15 protein-coding genes are annotated in these 19,622 nt (G+C 46.7%); all 15 read right to left on the reverse strand.

The annotated features are described in order from the left end of the window. Positions 1-126: 126 nt before the first annotated feature. The 15 genes from FZ040_RS11900 to FZ040_RS11970 all read right to left on the reverse strand — a co-directional run bounded on the left by FZ040_RS11900 (position 127) and on the right by FZ040_RS11970 (position 19,574). Positions 127-477: a flagellar protein FliT gene (locus FZ040_RS11900; RefSeq protein WP_255448872.1), complete on the reverse strand. Its 351-nt coding sequence runs from the start codon at positions 475-477 to the stop codon at positions 127-129. Next, on the reverse strand, positions 467-880 hold the full coding sequence (fliS, locus tag FZ040_RS11905) for a flagellar export chaperone FliS (RefSeq protein WP_149172190.1): 414 nt from the start codon (positions 878-880) through the stop codon (positions 467-469). The genes FZ040_RS11900 and fliS overlap by 11 nt, the downstream gene beginning before the upstream one ends. 44 nt (positions 881-924) lie before the next feature. Further along, entirely contained in the window at positions 925-2,550 is a 1,626-nt protein-coding gene (fliD, locus tag FZ040_RS11910) for a flagellar filament capping protein FliD (RefSeq protein ID WP_149172191.1), read from the reverse strand. A gap of 13 nt (positions 2,551-2,563) precedes the next feature. Next, positions 2,564-3,007 (reverse strand): flagellar protein FlaG, encoded by a 444-nt coding sequence (locus FZ040_RS11915; protein ID WP_149172192.1) that lies wholly within the window; start codon positions 3,005-3,007, stop codon positions 2,564-2,566. A 41-nt stretch (positions 3,008-3,048) separates the two neighbouring features. Then, the gene (csrA, locus tag FZ040_RS11920; RefSeq protein ID WP_149172193.1) at positions 3,049-3,276 is read right to left on the reverse strand and encodes a carbon storage regulator CsrA; all 228 of its coding nucleotides are present in this window, start codon (positions 3,274-3,276) and stop codon (positions 3,049-3,051) included. Then, positions 3,276-3,722 (reverse strand): flagellar assembly protein FliW, encoded by a 447-nt coding sequence (fliW, locus tag FZ040_RS11925; RefSeq protein WP_149172194.1) that lies wholly within the window; start codon positions 3,720-3,722, stop codon positions 3,276-3,278. The genes csrA and fliW overlap by 1 nt, the downstream gene beginning before the upstream one ends. 37 nt (positions 3,723-3,759) lie before the next feature. Then, positions 3,760-4,338, reverse strand: a complete 579-nt coding sequence (locus tag FZ040_RS11930) for a DUF6470 family protein (protein ID WP_255448873.1) — start codon at positions 4,336-4,338, stop codon at positions 3,760-3,762. An 89-nt stretch (positions 4,339-4,427) separates the two neighbouring features. Beyond that, the gene (gene flgL / locus FZ040_RS11935; RefSeq protein WP_149172195.1) at positions 4,428-5,771 is read right to left on the reverse strand and encodes a flagellar hook-associated protein FlgL; all 1,344 of its coding nucleotides are present in this window, start codon (positions 5,769-5,771) and stop codon (positions 4,428-4,430) included. Between the two features lie 26 nt (positions 5,772-5,797). Further along, a complete protein-coding gene (gene flgK, locus FZ040_RS11940; protein ID WP_149172196.1) occupies positions 5,798-7,606 on the reverse strand; it encodes a flagellar hook-associated protein FlgK in 1,809 nt (602 codons plus the stop codon). A gap of 57 nt (positions 7,607-7,663) precedes the next feature. Beyond that, positions 7,664-8,134, reverse strand: a complete 471-nt coding sequence (gene flgN / locus FZ040_RS11945) for a flagellar export chaperone FlgN (protein WP_187620328.1) — start codon at positions 8,132-8,134, stop codon at positions 7,664-7,666. Between the two features lie 33 nt (positions 8,135-8,167). After that, complete coding sequence (locus tag FZ040_RS11950; protein WP_149172198.1) at positions 8,168-8,653, reverse strand: flagellar protein FlgN; 486 nt, start codon at positions 8,651-8,653, stop codon at positions 8,168-8,170. Positions 8,654-8,687: 34 nt separating this feature from the next. Continuing rightward, positions 8,688-8,966 carry a flagellar biosynthesis anti-sigma factor FlgM gene (gene flgM, locus FZ040_RS11955; RefSeq protein ID WP_149172199.1) on the reverse strand — a complete coding sequence of 93 codons (279 nt, stop codon included), beginning with the start codon at positions 8,964-8,966 and terminating at the stop codon, positions 8,688-8,690. Positions 8,967-9,153: 187 nt separating this feature from the next. Continuing rightward, complete coding sequence (locus FZ040_RS11960; protein ID WP_149172200.1) at positions 9,154-9,567, reverse strand: flagellar protein; 414 nt, start codon at positions 9,565-9,567, stop codon at positions 9,154-9,156. Positions 9,568-9,699: 132 nt separating this feature from the next. Beyond that, the gene (locus tag FZ040_RS11965) at positions 9,700-11,385 is read right to left on the reverse strand and encodes a ShlB/FhaC/HecB family hemolysin secretion/activation protein (RefSeq protein ID WP_149172201.1); all 1,686 of its coding nucleotides are present in this window, start codon (positions 11,383-11,385) and stop codon (positions 9,700-9,702) included. Between the two features lie 29 nt (positions 11,386-11,414). Next, positions 11,415-19,574, reverse strand: a complete 8,160-nt coding sequence (locus tag FZ040_RS11970) for a YDG domain-containing protein (protein WP_149172202.1) — start codon at positions 19,572-19,574, stop codon at positions 11,415-11,417. Between the last annotated feature and the right edge of the window lie 48 nt (positions 19,575-19,622).

Consider the following 19,622-nt stretch of genomic DNA (forward strand, 5'->3'; position numbering starts at 1 on the left):
GGTTTCGGGGCTGCTAGCTGACCGCCGTCGCCTTCCTTAGCAGCTTACGTATTACCAAAAGATTTGTTCTTACACTTTATGTATCGAAGATTTTTCGATTTTCTTAAGGTTAAACTCAAAAAAAATTTAATATTTTCGATTCATGATATTCCCGAGCGGGTTGATCCCTTGCAGATCGTAAGCATGCACGGTTGCATTTTGGCGCTTTGATTTATTGAGCCACGCCTTTGCCTTATAGATGATCTGCATGTCCAGCGGTTTGATCTTTGCGATCAGGGTCTGGCACTCTTCGGTCTGCCGATACGTCTCCGTAGCCGGCATAGCCTTCATCCTTGCGACAACCGTATCCCGCTGCTTCACGAGCTCGATAAACTCGTCGACATCATTCCGATCGATAAATTTCAGGAGCTCCTGCGATATCGTATAGTACAGCTGCCAATTTTTCTTTGCCTGAACCAGCGCATCATCATCCAACATAGCTGTCTCCTTGGACATTCTTGGTGCCATTTTCCTGACGAGCTTTCTTCATCGCCTGAACCCAGGCATCGCGAAGCTCCTTGATGATATCGATTGCCTCCTGGACCATCTTCGTATCGCTTTTGATATTTCCCTCGACCAGGCGGTCATACGTATAATTATAGAGGGGCATCAGCTGCTTACTGATTTCATATTCCATATTCAGTGTAATGCGAAACTCAGAGATGATATTTTGCGCCTTCTGCAAGCATGTATTGGCCTGCTCCCACTGTTTCGCTTCGATGGCATCCTTGCCCTCATTCATGAATTTCAGGCAGCCATTATAAAGCATCAGCGTCAGCGCCTCCGGCGTAGCCGTCATAATCTGCTGCCGTTTATAGGCCTCTGCTGCGTTATTTATCATTTTGTGCCTCCCTCTGGAGCAACCATTGCCCCATTCATCATTCCCTACTGATTGCTAATATAGCCCATCTGCATGCTAAGCTGCTGTATGGCGCTTTCCATAGCATCATATTTCTTATAGAGCTTACTCTCATAAGCATCCATCATCGTCTTGAAATTTGACATCTTTGTCTGCAGCTGCAGGATAAGTGTACCAAGGGTACTACCATCCGATGCTTCGGTCGAAGTACCGGCATAGGTTTTCATTTCCTTCAGCGAGCTATTCATCTTGTCATAAATACGGCCTATTACGCCCTCCTGCTTATAGTCAGTCGTCGTTTTGCCGTTTTTATCGGTGACATCACCTGACGCTGTGAACAGCTGGTAAACGCAATCCGGGTCTTCAGACAAAGCCTTCTTGAGCTTGTCCTCATCAAGTTTCAAATGACCGCGATCCGTCTTAGACTCAATGCCAATAGACATCATCGTGTTATAGCTGCTGTCTACCGACTCTACCGGCGTATAGATGGCCTCACGCAAGGCACTGATTGCCTTACCAAGCGTCTGATCATGATAGAGCAGGCCAGATTTGGCCTTTTCATTCCACTTCTCAATCTGCTCTTTGGTCATGCTGTTTTCCTGCGATTTTGTCAGCACACCATAGTCTTTATATCTAGTCTCATTATACTTATCGTTCAGACTATCAATCATCTTATTGTAATCTTCAACGAATTTCTTGACGTTTTCGATAAGCTTATCTGTATCCTGCGAGACCGTCATCGTCGACGAACCCGTTGACAACAACGAATACGTAACGTTCGATGCCGACACCTTATTGGTATCTGTCTTATAGGTCTTACCATCAATAATCGCAATCGCATCCTTACCGGCCACGGACTGCTCTGCATCAACAGCAAAATTAAGCGTACTGCTGCCATCAGCATTCTTTTTCAGACTGCTCGACGGTTTGCCATTATCATCATAAGTTGTCTCTACCTGATAAAGATTCAGCGCATTCATCAGACTAGCCGCGTTGGTATCCTTAGCGGTTATAGAAATCTTATTATCCTCACCACCAGAGCTATTATACAAAGAGAACGAATCATTCGTTGCATCATAGCCCCCCTTGATATTGAGACCAAGATTCTTAAAGCTAGCTGCCAAATCATTAAGCGTCTGTTTGTTCGTTACAACCTGTTCATAAGTCAGCGTCAATGTCTCTGTCGACTTGCCGTCACTGACGGCTAAGGATAGCTTGGTATCCTTGTCCCAGTTTGACGTATCAATAAGATCACTAAGATAGATGCTCTTCTCATCCTCGGCACCAGCATTACGCGTGATGCCATTATCACCAGTCAGCATATAGGCATTCGAAGCCAGCTGTTTTACTTCTACCGTATGACTCATAGCTGCCGCATCAGCATTAGCCGTGGCTGTAACTACCGAAGAATCGGATGCAGCCACCAGCATCGGATTGGTTGCCGCCGAACGCCGATACGTCGTCATCGTCGAATTGGTAAACGTATTTAGCTCGCTGTACACATTAGCATAAGCCTCTTTGAGCCATTCATTTTTGACTTCTTTTTTATAGAGCTTATCATAGTCATTCTGCTTGGAAATCATACCAACCTTGACCATCGAATCAACGTCGATGCCCGAACCAGACAGACCATAGATACCATTTACCGCCATATCCTACACCTCCTTAGGCATTTTTGTCCAGGAAGGCTCCAAGCCAATCCTTAGCTTTGATCATATGCTTGATCATTTCCTCAGGGGGAACTTCCTTGAGTACCTCACCAGTCTTTTTATCCAGCATCTTGACGGACATCGTATTGACTTCCTTATGATACTGGAATTCAAGGTCTGCATCAATCCGACGCATCAGATCGTTAAGTTCCTCTGTCATATAGCTGACAGAGGACTCATCCATCTTCTGCTCCTCATTTTGCTGTTTCTGATTCTCTGCATTCCGAGCATTTTCGCCCTGCTGCACCTGCTCCTTGACCGCATCCATATCCGATGCTTTAGCAGTTGCCACCTCGGCATTAGCTTTTTGCGAGCTTACCGCTGCCTTATCGGCACTAGCTTTCTCTGCTGCACCCACAACAATAGCGGAAGCCACCACATCCTGAACTTTACCTATCATCGTAATCCCTCCGTAGAATAAACTTAAGCTTTCCCTAACTTTTATTTTACCGGCATAACTGCACTTAGATCCAAATCCTTTGGTGCTGGTGCCGCCGCTTTTTGATTTTCTTCCTGAATGGCACGATAGATTTCACCGCGATAGATTTTTACCTCGCGTGGTGCATCAATGGCGATGCGCACATTGTCCCCCTGTACTTCAACAACGTTGATGACAATATTATCACCGATCATAATCTGCTGGCGGGGTTTTCGAGTAAGTACGAGCATTATTTGTCCTCCTTATTTTCCGGAAACAATCTATGCTTCGTCGTATAGCGGCTCTTATCGAGTACAATCTGACGAGCCTGCATCGTCGCAGAATTGACAACCACCGGTGCCATGAGATTTGCCGTCATTTCAGGGACTTTACCGCCAGGAATCGTAAGGAGCGTATAAATCAGCATGTCTTCCTGTGAAGTGATGCCCAGTTTTTCCTGATTCTCGTCATCAAGCTCAAACTCGTAATCTGGAAAGAATACAAACGGCATCGTCATAAGGAATGCCAGCTCTGGCGTGGAAAGTGACTGTAAGAAAACATACGGACTCTCATCATCATAGGGGATAATGACAAAGTCATGTTCCTCTTCAAAGGCTGGAATCCCATCTTCAAAGTGTACAATCTTTTCTTCATCGATTTCAATTTCGCCAAACCGTAGTGTGTTGACCTTTTTCATTCGTTACGCCTCCAAATCCACATGATACCATCTGCCATCATGCGTAAATATCGTATTTGCCTTCCGTAACCCATTGTTTCAAATCCGGTTTCTGCTTTAGATAAGTCTCGACTTTGCCCGGGGTAAAATGCGTCGTGGCAAAAGCATCCGTGTCAATCTTGACCGTCACATCCCCAGGATCTACATCGCCCTTTGCCTCTACGGGATGGAAATGGATTTCCGGGGCTGGAATGAGATTGGCTACGATATGACGCTGTTTTTTTATCTCCTGTTGGAGGTTGCTGTCATACCGCTGCTCGACCGGCTTTTTGCCCTTCTTGCCACCATTTTCAATATTATCCCAAGCCTCCGATGTCCAACGGGACGTCGTTTTTTGGAGATCGCTGAACCCCTGCTGCCCATGTTCCTTGGCAAAATCCGTATGATTCGTAAAGCCATAGGAATGACGGCTGGGATACTGGTTAATCTCAACCGTGGGCTGCGTCCAATGGGCATTGGACCGTGCCTGTCGATTTTCACTATGCAGTTTTGCCGGTGTTGAATGGGCTTCCAGCTTTCCAAGCTGCGTGTGCAGCCCAATCATGGGCTGTGTCGTCCGCATATTTAACCGCAGCATAGATTATTTCACCCTTTCCCTAGGAAAATCCTGCTAATCCTTTATCTTACCTTTATTATACTATGTTTTTCGCCGTTAAGCTATCCTTATCACAGGTAATCCGCCAGTGACTGCGGCAAAATTCTGCCGCCAAGCGACAAACTCATGTTGTAAATTGTCTGCTCCTGCATAAGCTGTACGGCTAGTTTGGCTACATCCGTTGAACTTACCTTGGTAATATCAGCCGTAATTATTTCATTCTGATTATCCAGCATAGTCTGTACGGACTGGTAGAGCTGTTGGCGGGCACCAAGTTTTGTCTCCGTGTTGACTGTAGTCGAATGAGCCGCATCCGCCACCGTCTGTCCATCTTTTGAAAGCCATTTATGATTGGAACTTTCTACCTGTGCCCTTACCGTCAACATCTGATTGAGCATTGCCGATCCAGATGCCTTATTACCAGAAGCCGAGTCATCAAAGATATCCGTACCGAAGATTTCAGGGCCCGTGACGTTGACCGTATCGGCTACCGGCTCCGTCGTACCATTTTTCTTGACCATGGAAATACCTTTGTCATCGCCATGGTAGGTAACGATTTGCTGCTTGATTGTTGCAAATTTTAGTGTAACCGTCTTACCGTCCACTGTTATGCCAGTACTAAATCCTTCACCAGCTGTTGTCAACTGCCCAGTATTAGTAAAATAATCGGCTACCTTTGCCGTACCACTTTGTGCAGGATCAAATCCAGAAATCGTTCCTATTTCATCTCCATCTTTAACCTGGGTACGAGACTCACTGGCTATTTTATCCTTATAGCCTTCTTCTACAAATTCCTGCGTATAAATCTTGCCATTCTTGGTATTGAGATAATAGGTATTTCCATCATCTCCCGTGAGTGTAAGCATCTGCTTCATACTGCCGGAGCCATCCACTGCGCCATCCCCACTGAAAAACGCTGCCTGATTTTCTTCCAATGTCTTAGCAAGGCCACGTTCGACTTCTTTCGTCGACATGATAAACGGCTTCGTCAAATCCTTCTGGCCGCCGAATACATAGCTGTCGCCCTGCATCGTATTGCCGAGCGAAACGAGCTCCTGAATCTCTGCCATCATTTCCTTGGCAATAGCAGCCATATCACTGGCGTTGTTCGTGCTGTTAGCCGCTGCCACCGTCTTTTCCTTAAAGGTCGTCTGGATGCTCGTCATATTGACCAGTGCCGCATCGGAGGTCTTCATCCAGGAAAGTGCCGTACTGACATTATCCTGATACTGAACATTTTCATTCTCCGATACCGTGTAGCGGAGATATTTCGAATAATCAACTGAATTATCCGAAGGACGATGTAACTTGCTGCCATCGCCCTGCTCCAAAAGCTTCGTCTGACGGGTATTGGCATCATTGAGCTGTTTCTGATAGCCATAGACCATCTGATTACTGCTTACGCGAATAGACATTTTATTTCACCTCGTTAAATCAAAGATTACCGGCCTACCGTGCCCGTACTATTGATCAGACGGTCGAGCATCTCATCCATAGTCGTCAGGCAGCGCGAGCAGGCACTATAGCCCTTTTGGAACGTAATCATATTCGTAAGTTCCTCATTCCAGTCAACACCTGCTGTCGACGACCGCCAATTGACAATCTGGGTAATCAGGTCTTCCTGCGAACTTTCCTTATCCTTTAACGACTCTGCATCACTGCCCAATCTGGACATAGCCGCATTGTAATAGGCATTGAGTGAATCCGCTTCGGTAGAACGAGACGATGTTGAAACTGCCTCGGTACTGTCCTTCAAATATACCTTAGCCGTATTGTATTTCTGCGCCTCGGAACCATTCATATTTATAAGGGCACTGAGATTGACCGCATTTGTACCGTCTTTGGAACCATTCGTGACAATCTTATAACTATCCAAAAGCTTGCCATTTGCATCGGTAGCTTGCTCTACTGAGAAGATACGAGCAGCTACGCTATCCTGACCGCCAGTTTTGGACAGCTGGCCATTAACAGTCAACGCCGTGATGATATTAATGCCTCGAACTGTATCGACGGATTTGATCGTTCCATCAATCTTTACCTTTGGCATTCTAGTTGTCGTACCATCCGCGTTGGTCGTCTCCGTATAACCATCGAGGGAGCGCGTAACCGTACCAGCCGTCATAGCCGTAGCCTTCATCTGGTGATTGTCCGCATCCCATTCGTATACCGTATTGTCATCGCCATAGAAATTCAAGCCGTAGAGCGGGCCTTTGTATTCGCCATTGGCATCAGTCACGGTGCCGTCCGGCTGGGTGGTAAACGATCCCAGCGAACTATCCGAGCCATTGATACCAGCACCCTGCTGGTGCATGTTGTTGAACGTCGTGAGCAGAAAGCCTGCCATATCGGCGAGTTTATCGATATATTCCTTATCTTCAGCAATGGTATCCTGCTGGGCCTTTAAACTGCCATTCTGCGGCAGAAAGGTAATGCCGGATTCCTTGATGTTGATGACATAGTCATTGATGCCATAATCGCCATTATTGATGGGGTCAGACATCTCAAGCGTCAGCCGTTCTACACCACCGACCATTGTGATACCATTCGATACCACCGAGTACATGCCCTTCTCGTCCTCATAGACGTTGAGGTTCATATACTGGGAAAGCTCGTCTACCAGCAAATCGCGCTGGTCGCGCAAATCATTTGCCGAAGCCCCGATTGCTTCCTGTTGCATGATGTTCTTGTTGAGCTGAACAATCTTGGCCGTCGTCTCATTGACCTTATTGACTGTCACGCGCATATCATCATACTGCGAATTAATCTGCGACTGGAGCTGCTGGCCTGCCGTCTTGATTCTATCGGCAAGGGTATTGCCCTTCTCGATGACAGCCACACGCGTACTGGCAGTTGAAGCATCCTTCGACAGATTCTGCCAAGCCGCATAGAACTGATCCATAGCATTCATGATGCCGGTCTTATCCGAATCATCAAATACCGCCTCAATCTTTTCGTAGTTGACCTGCGTCGTCTTGTAATACTCCTGCGTCGAGGTTTCCTGCCAAAATTGCTTATCCGCATAAATATTACGGGCACGTTCGATGGACATCGAATCAACACCCGTACCAACCATAACATTGCCATAAAGAGAGGATACTCCCTGGCCTCTCGTTGCTGCGAGATTTACTTTCTGACGAGAATATCCTTCCGTTGAAGCATTTGTGATATTATGGCCGACCGTATCAAGCGACAGCTGGTTAGCAAATACGCCGCGAACCATCGTATTCAGACCAGAAAATGTTGAACGCATTTATCTCACCTTATCTTTCTTCATTTCCCTATCATCTTCCATATTCCGCAAAGGGAATCATACATTTGCATCAAACATCTTAATGCCACGGCGATTCTCCACCTCAGGTGCCCCCGGAGGAGCATAGGTATCGTTAGCCGCGGTCTGGGTCATCACATTGATGTGAAAATCCACAAACTCCTTACTTCGTTTCAGGAGTGCCTGCGTTGATGCCAGTTCCCTCTGCAGGCGTTCATCCAATCCCTGGATTCTTGCTAAGAGCCGCATAACCGCATCTCTTTCCACAGAGTCCGGCATGCCGGCTGCATAGGCAGTCAATCTCTTCTTGCCTGTCTGCTCGAGAAATTCACGCGTGAGCTTCTCAAGCTGACCTAACTTAGCCAGGGTGGGCTCGATTGCCTGAACAGCTTCCGTAACGCCCTTGCCAGCACTGTTTTCCTTTAATGCCGTTTTGATTGCCTGGAGTTTTTCCAGACATTCTGTCGAAAGCATGAGCTGCGTGCGCAACAGTTTAACGACTTCATTCATCATCTTCCCACCCTTGCTTTATCGCTATGCCTTTCAGGCATCAAATTCATAGTTTTTCCGGTGGCTGACCACTTCGCCGCCACCCTGTCCATAGGTCGGTTCCACCGTGGCTCCGCCCAGCCTATTCAAATGATAGGCAACGGCCTGCATAGCTCCCCGGATAAGCAGGCTGTTGCCCTCGCTTAATTCTTTTGCCTCAGCTGTATTTTGGGATAAGGAAGTATGAAGCTGTACCAAAATCTGCTGCAGCTGTGGGGTTGGCGCCATCCGTACCAAATCTTCCATCTTGGTATCCTGCTTGATGGAACGGTTCTCTACCGCCAGGTGTATCAACGCCTTCTGGCGTTTCTGCTCCAACTCCCGGATTTTTTTCGTCAAGGCATCTTCTTCTTTAACGAGTTCCTCAAGGGTCTTCATGTCAATCGTGACCAGAGCCTTTTTCTTCTTTGTCCCGAGCTCGATGAGCTGCAAATAAACTTTGTTCAAGTCATTGAGTATTGCTGCAATTTCCTGCCACATAGGCTGCCTCCGTTCTCAGGAATCGATTTCTTCATCAGAAACGCGTGTCCAGCAAGCGATCTGCGATGCTCTTGCTATCCACTTCATAAGTTCCATCGGCAACCTGCTGACGAAGCTCCGCGATCTTCTGGGCACGGCTTTCATCCATCCCGCGAAGTTTCTGCAGCATGCTGCTGAAGCTCTGCGCCTCATTGGAGAAAACCACTTCATCGGCTTTATGTGCCCGTTCTGCAGCACCACTGCGTTTCGCACCGCCTGCCGAACTGACATTGTAAGCGCCGGTCACTGCCTGGATGTTGTTGTTGATTATCATATAAATTCACCACCTATTTATGAAACTTTGACTGGATAAGACCCCATAAGGATTCTTTTTATGTCTTCTGATTAAAGTATCGTAAAAAAAAGCAGGAGACTTAACTCCTGCTTTTCGGCTATTATCCGTGTTTATGTTCACTTTTCTTTATTTTTCTAAGCTTTACGCCTTATTTCATGTTAAGTAATTAACCGAGGTTGTTTTTCGAATACATCCCATGCCCCTGGCCGGATGATTTAGCGGCCTGTTTGGCAGCAGTAATTGCCGACGCTTTTTTCTGGAGTTCTTTATGGAGATCTTCCTGACAACTCTGACAGATTTTTCCCGTGATAATAGGCTTGCCGCACTTCTCACATGGATAGCTCATCTTGACCCCAATCTGCTCGAAACGGCCTTCCCGGATCATCTTCTTGATCATACCTTCCGGTGCACCAGTAGCCTCAACGATTTCCGGAATCTTAGCCCCCGGATTATCGCGAACATAGTTCACTACTTCGGCTTCTTTTTCAAGGATTTTCTCGTAACAATCCATGCAAACACGATGCCCTGTATCCGCAAACAATTTGCCACACATCGGGCAATTCTTGATTTTACCTGCCATATCTTCCACTCCTATTCAACCATTTCGCTATTCCATTTTGACGAAAAATACTTTTTCTTTTATATAAAAATAATTCGGCAGGAAGGATAAATTTCCTCCCTGCCGAACAATTTCTTTTTTCTTGTTTTGTTTTTACCAGATTTTCCCCATCATGAACCACGTACGTCCTTTAGCCTTTGCCCCTTGGGAGAGGTTCGGATCATCGCCAATACGGCGGGCATAATCCAAACGCGTGAACCAATCATTGGCCCGTGTATAGGAAAAGCCCAGTCCCCAGCCCCAAAGGGTTTCTCCGCTGGACCACTGCCCCAGCGAACCAGCACTCCCCTGACGATCCATCGATCTATCGTTGTTGAACCAGATGTGGCCGCCATCGATATAAGTACTGAACACGAGTCCCGGAACATCCGTATAGAACCGCGTCTCGACTGTACCCAGAATGCCTTCATCACCGGAACCTTCGCCCTGCGGATAAGCACGGACACCATTGGCGCCACCTAAGTACATTTCCTCCGAGCCGTCCAGATTGCGGCTGGCAATCTGACCGCTCCCCTTGACCATCACGTCAGCACGATGTCCCAGCTTCTGAATAGCCGTCACATTTGCTTCTCCTTTGGTAAAGCGGCCTTCCGTGTGCCCATCAGCAAGCGTACGACGGGCATCGGCACTGTCAAAGCCCAGCGTGCCCGTCGTAACGGTAGCACCATAGTTGGCTGTAAAGCCATCGCGGCGCTCAAATCCGTTGATGCCGGCATGGATATTATGCGAATGTTTCCGCTTGCTGTCGTTGAACATATCCATGTCATCCCTCAGCTTGCGGTAATCATATCCATAAGTAGCCGTCAAACCACTGCGCGTGAAATGATAGAGCGGACGACTGCCAAACACGCTATACGTATTGGCGACACCATTAGCTCCTAAGCTTCGCATACTGCCACCGACTTTATAATCCATTCGGCTGTAACCAACTCCCAGCATCGTACCACCGTGGCCGATAAGCGCTTCATAGTTAGCGTAATAGTTATGCATATCCGCATTGGAAATCATCGTACCGACACTGGCCTTGCCGCCTGTTCCGCCCACATCGTAGATATTATGCTGCAGTCCATAGCGATAGCGGCCGGAATTCCGGCTGCCGTAGTTCTCCACATAGAGAATCGTATTGGACCCCTTGCTCTTTTCGATGCGAACAGTCAAATCACTGGTACCAAATTCCTTGCCGGGGCTCAGCACGCCAACAGCACGCGTACCACTGACATCCGACAGGGTATAGAGAGCTGACTCCAGATTTTTCGTACGGATGATCTCACCAGCTTTGAGGCCATTTACAAAACCTCTGGCTACCTTATCTTTCATACGCGTCTGATTGTCGAGCTTTATCTGTCCATAGCGGCCAGGGATAACCTTGATAACAATCATGCCGTCACTGCTCTCCTGTGCCGGCACATAGGCGGCAGCAGCCGGATAACCATGCTGGCGGCAATACCGCGTGATGGAATTGAGCGTCACATTGAGCTGGCTCATCGTGCGGTTCTTGCCCATGCCATTTTGAAGAATGCGTGTAAGCTCGGCCTTATCCAGATAGAGTTCATGCGCATCAAGCGTGAAATTGCCGATCGTGAATTCCACCTCGTGCTGCAGCTGTGGCTGCCCCTGCGTTTTATCCTGCACTTCGGCCGTCGGTGCCGGCATTTGCTGCTTGACATCATCTCCCGGTCTCGACAAGGAAGATGCTGCCATGGCACTGCCGCTGAGCGCACCGAGGATTGAAACGGCTGTCACACTTGCCGCAAATTGTTTCTTCCACTGTTTCTTCATCTCACTGTATCCTTCTTTCTTCCCTATCGTCATACGGCACTTTGAATCTCTGCATCGGCGTCACGATTGGACGTTTCGCCGGAAAGCGGAACAATTTCCAGATTTACAATCTCTCCTTGACTGTCCACTTGAATATTGGCAACGCTGCCAGCATCGACATTTTCCATATTTACCACATCGCTTCCCGTGATGCCAATCTTAGCCAAGCGCTCGCGGTTATCCATGCTGCGGATTTCATTCAGATCACCATCCAGGCCTTCCGAAATATTGCCACCATCCTCAAGTTCATGGACATCGCCACTGCTGATGGTCGTAATTCCCAGGACTGTCCCCTTTGTGTCACGATATTCCAGGGCTGCCTTAGCCATTCCACCAAAAGCACTGACATCATCCAGAGAAGACTGCTGATATGCCGTCTGATCCGGACGGAATTGCGATTTCGGATTGACGGTATCGTGATACTCACGGCCTGGGTCTACCAGATTAACGATAAAGGCTTCCTCATTAGCAGGATTCTGGCTGAAGATGTAGTTCTGACCGACATTGCCAGCCGTTTTGCCCTTATACCAGCCATAGACGCCATACTTGCCCGGAATCGAATTGGATATTTCCTTCTCGTCCTTCGGGGCAAACGTAAAGGCATCCACAAGATTGCTATCCTTCTCCTCGAGTCCCAGTACACTACCCGTAAATGGTGGAATTGTCTCGCCAACATTGATTTTCTGCGGCTCAGCAACGATATCCAGCCCTTTGCGGCGAATCGTTCCTTTGCCAGCTGCCGACGTCTTATCCAGCTGATAGTTGGTATTGTCCAGACTCAGCGTATACGAAACATCGTGGTCGAGCAAAGCATCGGTATCTTCGCCAGCGGCAGCATTCCCATTGTCGTAAGTACCGGAGGCTTTAAGGCCGATATTGTCTCCCTTAATGATGCGGTCATCGAGAACGATATTGCCCGCAGCGTTCAGGACGCCATCGGTGCCATCGTACGTCTTATCTGCCCGCGTTACATCCGTAACCGTGAGCAGGCGTTTTTCAATCGTACCATTATGCCCCGTGAGTTCTGCCGTCATGCCGTCCGTCGTCAGGCTTTCACCTGCCGTCGTATCTTTTAACGCATAGTTGCCATTGGTCCAACCGAGCTGATAGGTGTAGTCCTTGCCCGTATCGGCATTCCAATCCTTGTAGGAACCAGACTGGATAAACACACCCACCGTATCGCCACCGATAACGTTCGTGTTATCGACATTGATGTTAGCCTTGTCGAGGTATTTGTCAGCCAGCGAAGTGTCGCGGTCGTATTCCTTGACTGGCCCTTCTTTGACCGATACATTTACCGTACGCGGCGTTATCGTGCCGCTTCCCGTAAGCGTATCCGAGCCACCTTTGGCCTTGACCACATAGTTGTCCTTCGTCGCACCATCAAGCTGGAAATTGCTGAAATAGACATCCTTAGTCGTGACATTGCCCTTTGCATCGCGGGCTACATCCTTGCCAGCATAAGCGGCACTGATGGAATCCGCCAGCAGCGTAATGTTGTTCTTCTCATCCGCAACGATGCCCGTATTCTCATCGGTACCATCGAGCAAATTGATATGATTACGCTGTTTCTTATCGGCATCGGCTGCATCATCGCCATTGTATTCTTTTTTGATGTCCCTGCCGTAACCATCGGCAAAATCGGCATAAACCACACGACGCTTGATTTCGCCATCGCCTTTATAGGTATCTTTATCCTCCTCAGTAGCAGCCCCTTTGAGGGTGTTGCTGCTGTCTAGCGTGTAGTTGCCAGCCGTATTGCCCGTAAGTTTCAGCGTATAGTCAATCTGTTTGCCAGATTTTACCTTGCTGTCTGGATCTACTACATTGGCATTCTTATCCGCATAAGCGCCTGTTACCGTGAGATTGACCGTGTTTTTGTCTTTATCCACAATACCATGGTCATCTTCAAAGGTATAAGCAAAGTTGTTGATTATATTGCCCGCTGCATCCTTGACTGTCTTTTCACCATCATACGTCTTGGTATAACCACTGAGGTTATCCGTCTTGATCTTGAGCACGCGCGGCGTGATACTGCCTTTGGTTGTATAGGTCCCACTAAAGGAAGTTGACGTAAGCCCCGTAATATCAAAATTATGACCCACGTCATCAGCATCCAGACCGGTTATCTTATAAACCACATTGTCATAGCTAAGGGTGTCTCCCTGCACGACATTGACCTGCTTATTTCCTGTGGCATCGACATAGTTTGCCCAATCCTTATCATGACGGAGCTTGAATTCTACTTCTTCCCCACCAGTCCTATCATTCGCGTACGTATGAACCGAAAAATATTTCTCCGGATCGAGGACAGTCGAACTGCCATCATAAACTTTAGTGATATCACCTTTCCAATGATTGATATCAATATCATCCATGGTTAAAGCCAGCCGTTTGATTCGACCTTTTTTAGCAGCCTCAGCAAAATAGACGGTATCAGCAATGGTATAGTTGCCATGAATCGTCCCAGTCGCCTTCGCTAATGCGTTCTGCAAACCGGAGTACTGAACACCCTTGAACCCAGCCTTGCCTTCCGCATTTTCCTGATAATTAACATTGCCATCGGCAATGAATTCTCCCGCCTGATTTTTGTTGCCAAAAGTGCCTGTTACATCATTTTTGTCCAATGTGATAGATTCATTATTCTGCAAACCATCTAAGGTGATTCCCTTGACTTCGGCCCCGGTTTTATTATTATAGGAGCGCTCCGTGTAGTCAAAGTCAGCGGTCAGCTCTCTCGGCGTAATCCGCCCTAAATCCTTGCCGGTAATCGTTGCCGTATTGGCATTTGTCCCCTCGATGACATAATTTGACGCACCATTGCCTTTCAATACCACATCGTATAGTACGTCTTTCGTAGTAATATTGCCCTCTGCGTCATAGGCAACATTTTTATCCACATAACGGCCATTGAGCTTGGTGGTATCGAGTGCTGTCGTATCGCCGTTTGCATTGATGACACCCTCGAGTTTAATCTTACCGCTAGTATCGACGCCACTAGGAAGATTATCTCTACCATCATAGACTTTCTCCATCACAGTTTTATCCGCAAAAATAGTGCGAATTGCCTTGGGCGTTATGCTGACACCCGAATTCTTGGACTGCGTCAGTACACCATTGGCATAAATCGACGATGACAGCCCGCTTAAGTTGAAATTCGACAATGCATCGCCCAATAAACCAAACTGATACGTAGCGCTATTGGCGTCAATCCCTGCCGAATTGTAAATAGCCGAATTAATCTTATAGTCCTTGCCGGCTTTCAGGGTAACGCCACCAATCGTAATGCTCTGAATATAGTCCGCCTGATCCTTAATCCCGACCTCATCGCCAAAATAACGGCTGGTATCGGTATGGTCATAAGAAATACTATTGGTCGTGTCATACACCTTGGTAATCTTATCGGCAAATTTCACATCGACATCATTATCGGTAAGATCTTTCGGAGTTATCTTTCCCGCACCATTAATTTTAGTTACCCCATTCACCGTCTGGCTGTTAGCAGGATTAATGATATAGTTCCCCTTATCTTTCCCCTGCAACACCGTAACATAGGTAACCGTATCAGCAGTCTTTACATCAGGACTGTTAAATACCGCAGCATACTTAGCCGGATCAATCGATACATCATCTACCTTATTCGTTTCCGCATCAGTCTTTATCCCTTCATAGACGGGCGTAACTGTTCCCGTATACTCCGCATTGCCATCATAAGTTTTCGAAACTGGCCCATACGTTATCGTAAGTGCCGCCGGCGTAATATCGCCTGTACCTGTCAGCGTATTATTAACTACATCTTTATTAGCCGTATCTTTTAAGCGGTAATTGCCCTGACTGTCCGTATCCATTGATATCTTATAGTAGACATTCTTCGGCTTATCTGAATTGACATTTTTATCTTCATACTCGACGGCTACATTCCGCGTACCATCAATCCAGCCCGTGAATTCCACTGCCGCATCATCCTTGATTTCATTGCCAGCAGCATCATAGACTTTCTTCGAGCCATCATAAACCTTCGTTACATTATCTGGTTTTACTGCGACTGTGATGTTCTTTGGCGTGATGGTCCCCACCATATCCGCATCATCCGCCTGCGTCCACTTGAGATTGTTCGTATCCACATCGAGTAAATCATCACTAAGCTTATAATTTGACGAACCAGCAAGCGTCAGCTCATACGTCACCCCCTGCGAAGTGCCGTCATTACTGCTCTTATTATTGTAATAGGCTTTATTGATGGTATAGTCCAACCCCACCCTAGAGGTTCCGTTGTCATAGGTCAGTGTACCTACATAATACTGACTATCATGATTAACCGTTTCGACATTTTCATTTCCGTCATAGACCTTCGTAATGTCATGCAGTTTGGTAAGATCCAGCTTGCTGCGGTCTGCTATCGTCAACGGTTTAATCGTGCCTTTATCATAAACCGTATCGCCGATACCAGCCAATACGTAATTGGAATTTTTGATAATCCCCGCTACGCCTGTATACTGAACATCTTTGCTGTTTGTTGCCCCATAATTCATAACATTGGCATCCGCCTGGAAGGTCGCATCCGTCGTACCGCTGCCATACTTTGCCTTGATGTCAGCTAGCGAGAAGATATCTGACAAATCTTCCCCAGTGACAACTCCCGTCGCACCAGCTAGCGCAATCTTATCATTTTCCTGTTTCCCTTGTACGAGTGCCGATTCATCATAATCCTTGGACGGATTATAAAAATCAATCGCCGTAATCTCACGCTGCCTGATGAGACCCGTACCATTATATGTAGCCGTAGATGCTGTCGTATCACCAACGGCGATAACATAGTTCTTCGACTCAGTACCATCGCCCTTGAGAACCTTAGCCGTATACGTAATATTCTTGTCGGCTACCTGCTTATCCTGGATATTGACATTTTTAGCTCCCTCACCAGCAGTATCAAGATACTCACCCGTGATAACGATTTTATCCGTATCATCCTGAATCAGATGATGATCCGTATCATCATTTTTATCATAAACAACATAGCCTGCGTCCAAGCCAAACTCTTTCGCATCATTGACCTTCACATGCTCATCGCCATCATAAGCTTTGCTGGCTTTCTCTCCGGAAAACTTCAGATTAATCGTGCGCGGTGTAATCTTTCCGGCACCATAAACATGCTGATTGATAAGTCCATTAGAAAGATTGACCCCGTCTAATTTGTAATTGACAGCATCATCGCCACTTACCGTTACCACATACCGCACGCCAAGATTATCGGCAGCATCCTTTGTCTTTGTCTGTGACGTACCATCACTTGCGGTAACGAAATCAGCCCCCGTAACCGTAAAGGTCAAATCGTCAGCTGGCATCTCATCCAGGCGGACAACCGCCCCATTAGCACCCGTGTAGGATGTACCTGCCGTATACTCACGCTCTGCAGCCTGCTTTTCCAGCTTGCCTTCTTTATTCTTTTTGTACCACGAATAACCCGCCTTGGCAATATCTAGGCGATTGATCGTACCTGTCCCATAAAGAGCGCCGCCATCATCCACATTGATTCCCGTGTCGGTAAGACCATCAACGGATTCACTATAAAGCACGTTATTCGTATTGGTTGCATCGACCAGTTTATAGTTTTTAGTCTTCGTCCCCCCTGTTAATTTAATGCCGCCATAGCGGACATCATGATCGCCAGCCATTTTGGACGCAGTGAACGAGCCATCGGCATTTTTCGTGCCATAGTTGGCATAGTCAGGTTTCGTTTCATCCGTCTCATACACCAACGTGATATCATCTTCGCCAACTTTGCCCCGATTCTCCCCCTGCTCTGTCACAAAGGCAACCTGCTCGGCTGGCGTATTGCCATCACCTGTTACAATGGTCTTGCCATTATAATCACGGTTAATTCCAGACTTCTTTTTCAACTCAACCAGAATTTCACGCTGCTTAATGACACCATTTTCCGAATCCCCGGAAATTGTCAGCGACATATTGCCAGATGCATCGGTACTAGCCTGATTTACGCCGCTCTCATCGACGAGCACATAGTTTCCAGCCTCGTTGCCCGTCAGCTTAATGGACCCTTCAACATGAACATGCTTGCCAGTGCCAACATCGGGACTGTCTTTCCCATCATCATCCACAAACTTCGGCTTATTCGTTTCATCCGATGAGAACTCCAGCGTCATGCCATTTGCCGCATCCTCGGCAAAGATTCCGCCAGAAATGTCACTGAAAAGATTTTTTACACCATCGCTGGCATCAGCTTTACCATCATACGTCTTCTCTATCTTGGCCCCCGCATCAATTCCAAACGAAAGTGTTTTCGGCGTAATAGTAACCGTATTGCCGGTCAAATCGTAGCCATTCTGATCCGTATAGTAAAGATTATACGTACCAGCATTGCGCAGCTTGTCTTTATCCCCCGCTTTTAGTTTCAGAGTATCCGCATCAATATAGCTGTCAATCACGGCATTTTGAGCATTATATTCCCATTGTTCATCACCGCTGCTAGTATGCTTATCGGTCTTTGTCCCACGCGTATAGCCATAGTTAACATTTACCGTACCATTCGCCTTTAAAAACGAACGCAACATGGGGAGGGTACGTCCATTATATATTACCCAGTCATCCGTACGATCAGAACTGCCTAAAAAGCCATAGCTGGCAGCCTTAGTTGCATCTGTTTCCGTTCCCGAGCCGCCCTCAGCTATCTTATACGAGTTATCTTCTAATTCCAGCCGATAAACATTTGTATTTGCTATTGTCCCCGTATTAACTATCGAATTGTGTGTCGTATAGGCATTCGTAATAGAGGTACTAGTCGAAGCTGTACCAACAATGCCTGCATCCTGCCCTTTTGTAACGCCAGTACTTAAAGGTTTCTCAGCCGTATAAAGCGAATAGGCATCGTTAATTGTTACGTTTCCTTCCGTCGAACCAACAATCCCCCCCGTTACAGCTAAGGTGTCGTTATTATAAAATAACTGCGTTTCGTTATACGCATTTTTTATTGTAGTTCCAGATGTAGCAACACCAATAATTCCGCCTAAACCACTAAAAGTTATTCCCGTGACTGATGCCGTTCCTATGCCAAAACTAGTTTTTTCACTATATACATTTTTGATTGTTGTATTATCTGCCTGACCAATCAATCCGCCAGCAGCTTTATTGCCATATACTCTTGCACCGCGTAACCCAACATTTTCTATTGCAGCACCGTTCGTCTTGCCAAAAAGGCCACCGTAGTTATATGCTTTACTCTTAACAAAAAGCCCATCAATCACAAAGAAATTACCATCAAATTTCCCCGTAAAATCTGCGTTATCATTACCGCCAATTGGCGTAAACGCCTGGCCTTCCAGATCAATATTATTGGCTAACGCATAACGGCCGCTAAGATCTTCATTAATATTCTTTAGGTCGTCAGCCGAAGAAATCAAAATATAGTCCTGATTCGTACGATTACCGCTATTTATCGTATAATTTTCATGTGTTGTGGAATCCTGCTTGTGGTCTAGGCGTATATTCCCATTGGCATTTAAGGTAACATTGGTATTGACCACACCTGCCTGCGTCTTTATATCATCCGTATTCATAAAACGGATATTATTACCCTCTATATATACTGAGTCCGCTTGGACCTTTCCCATATTGACAACATCCGCAGCTGCACTGGCAGCCGTTCCTTGCAATGGATTTGCCCCGGGAATTTCCTTTTTAAACGAATCCACGTCAAGCTTGTTGGTTACCGTAGTCGAAACATAAAGATTCCCTACATCAACACTTGCGTCTTTACCGAAAATCACACCATGTTGATTGACAATATAGACATTATTGCCGCCCTGTATCGCACCATCAATCTGGGACTGATTCGTCCCCGTTACGATATTCAGGTAATTATTTTTCTTTTCTCCTCCATCAAAGGATACGGTTTCATTTTTGGCAACCGAAAAATCCTGCCAATGTACCACATTATTATGTACCACATTATTATTCGGATCTAAGTCTACTACATTGGTCGTATTATGGTCATAAGTGACTTTAGCTGTATTTGTCTGCCCCTCATCAAGAACCGGCGCACCATAAGTGACCGGAACCATACTGAACATTCCGGCCATCAAAGTGATACTGATCTGCGCTGTCAGTTTTGCCTTTTTATCTATCGTATCCATTGCTGTCGCCTCATCCTTTATAAACAGTATCCCACTTCATTACTATCC

The organism is Pseudoselenomonas ruminis, from assembly GCF_008271295.1.
Lineage (GTDB): Bacteria > Bacillota > Negativicutes > Selenomonadales > Selenomonadaceae > Selenomonas_A > Selenomonas_A ruminis.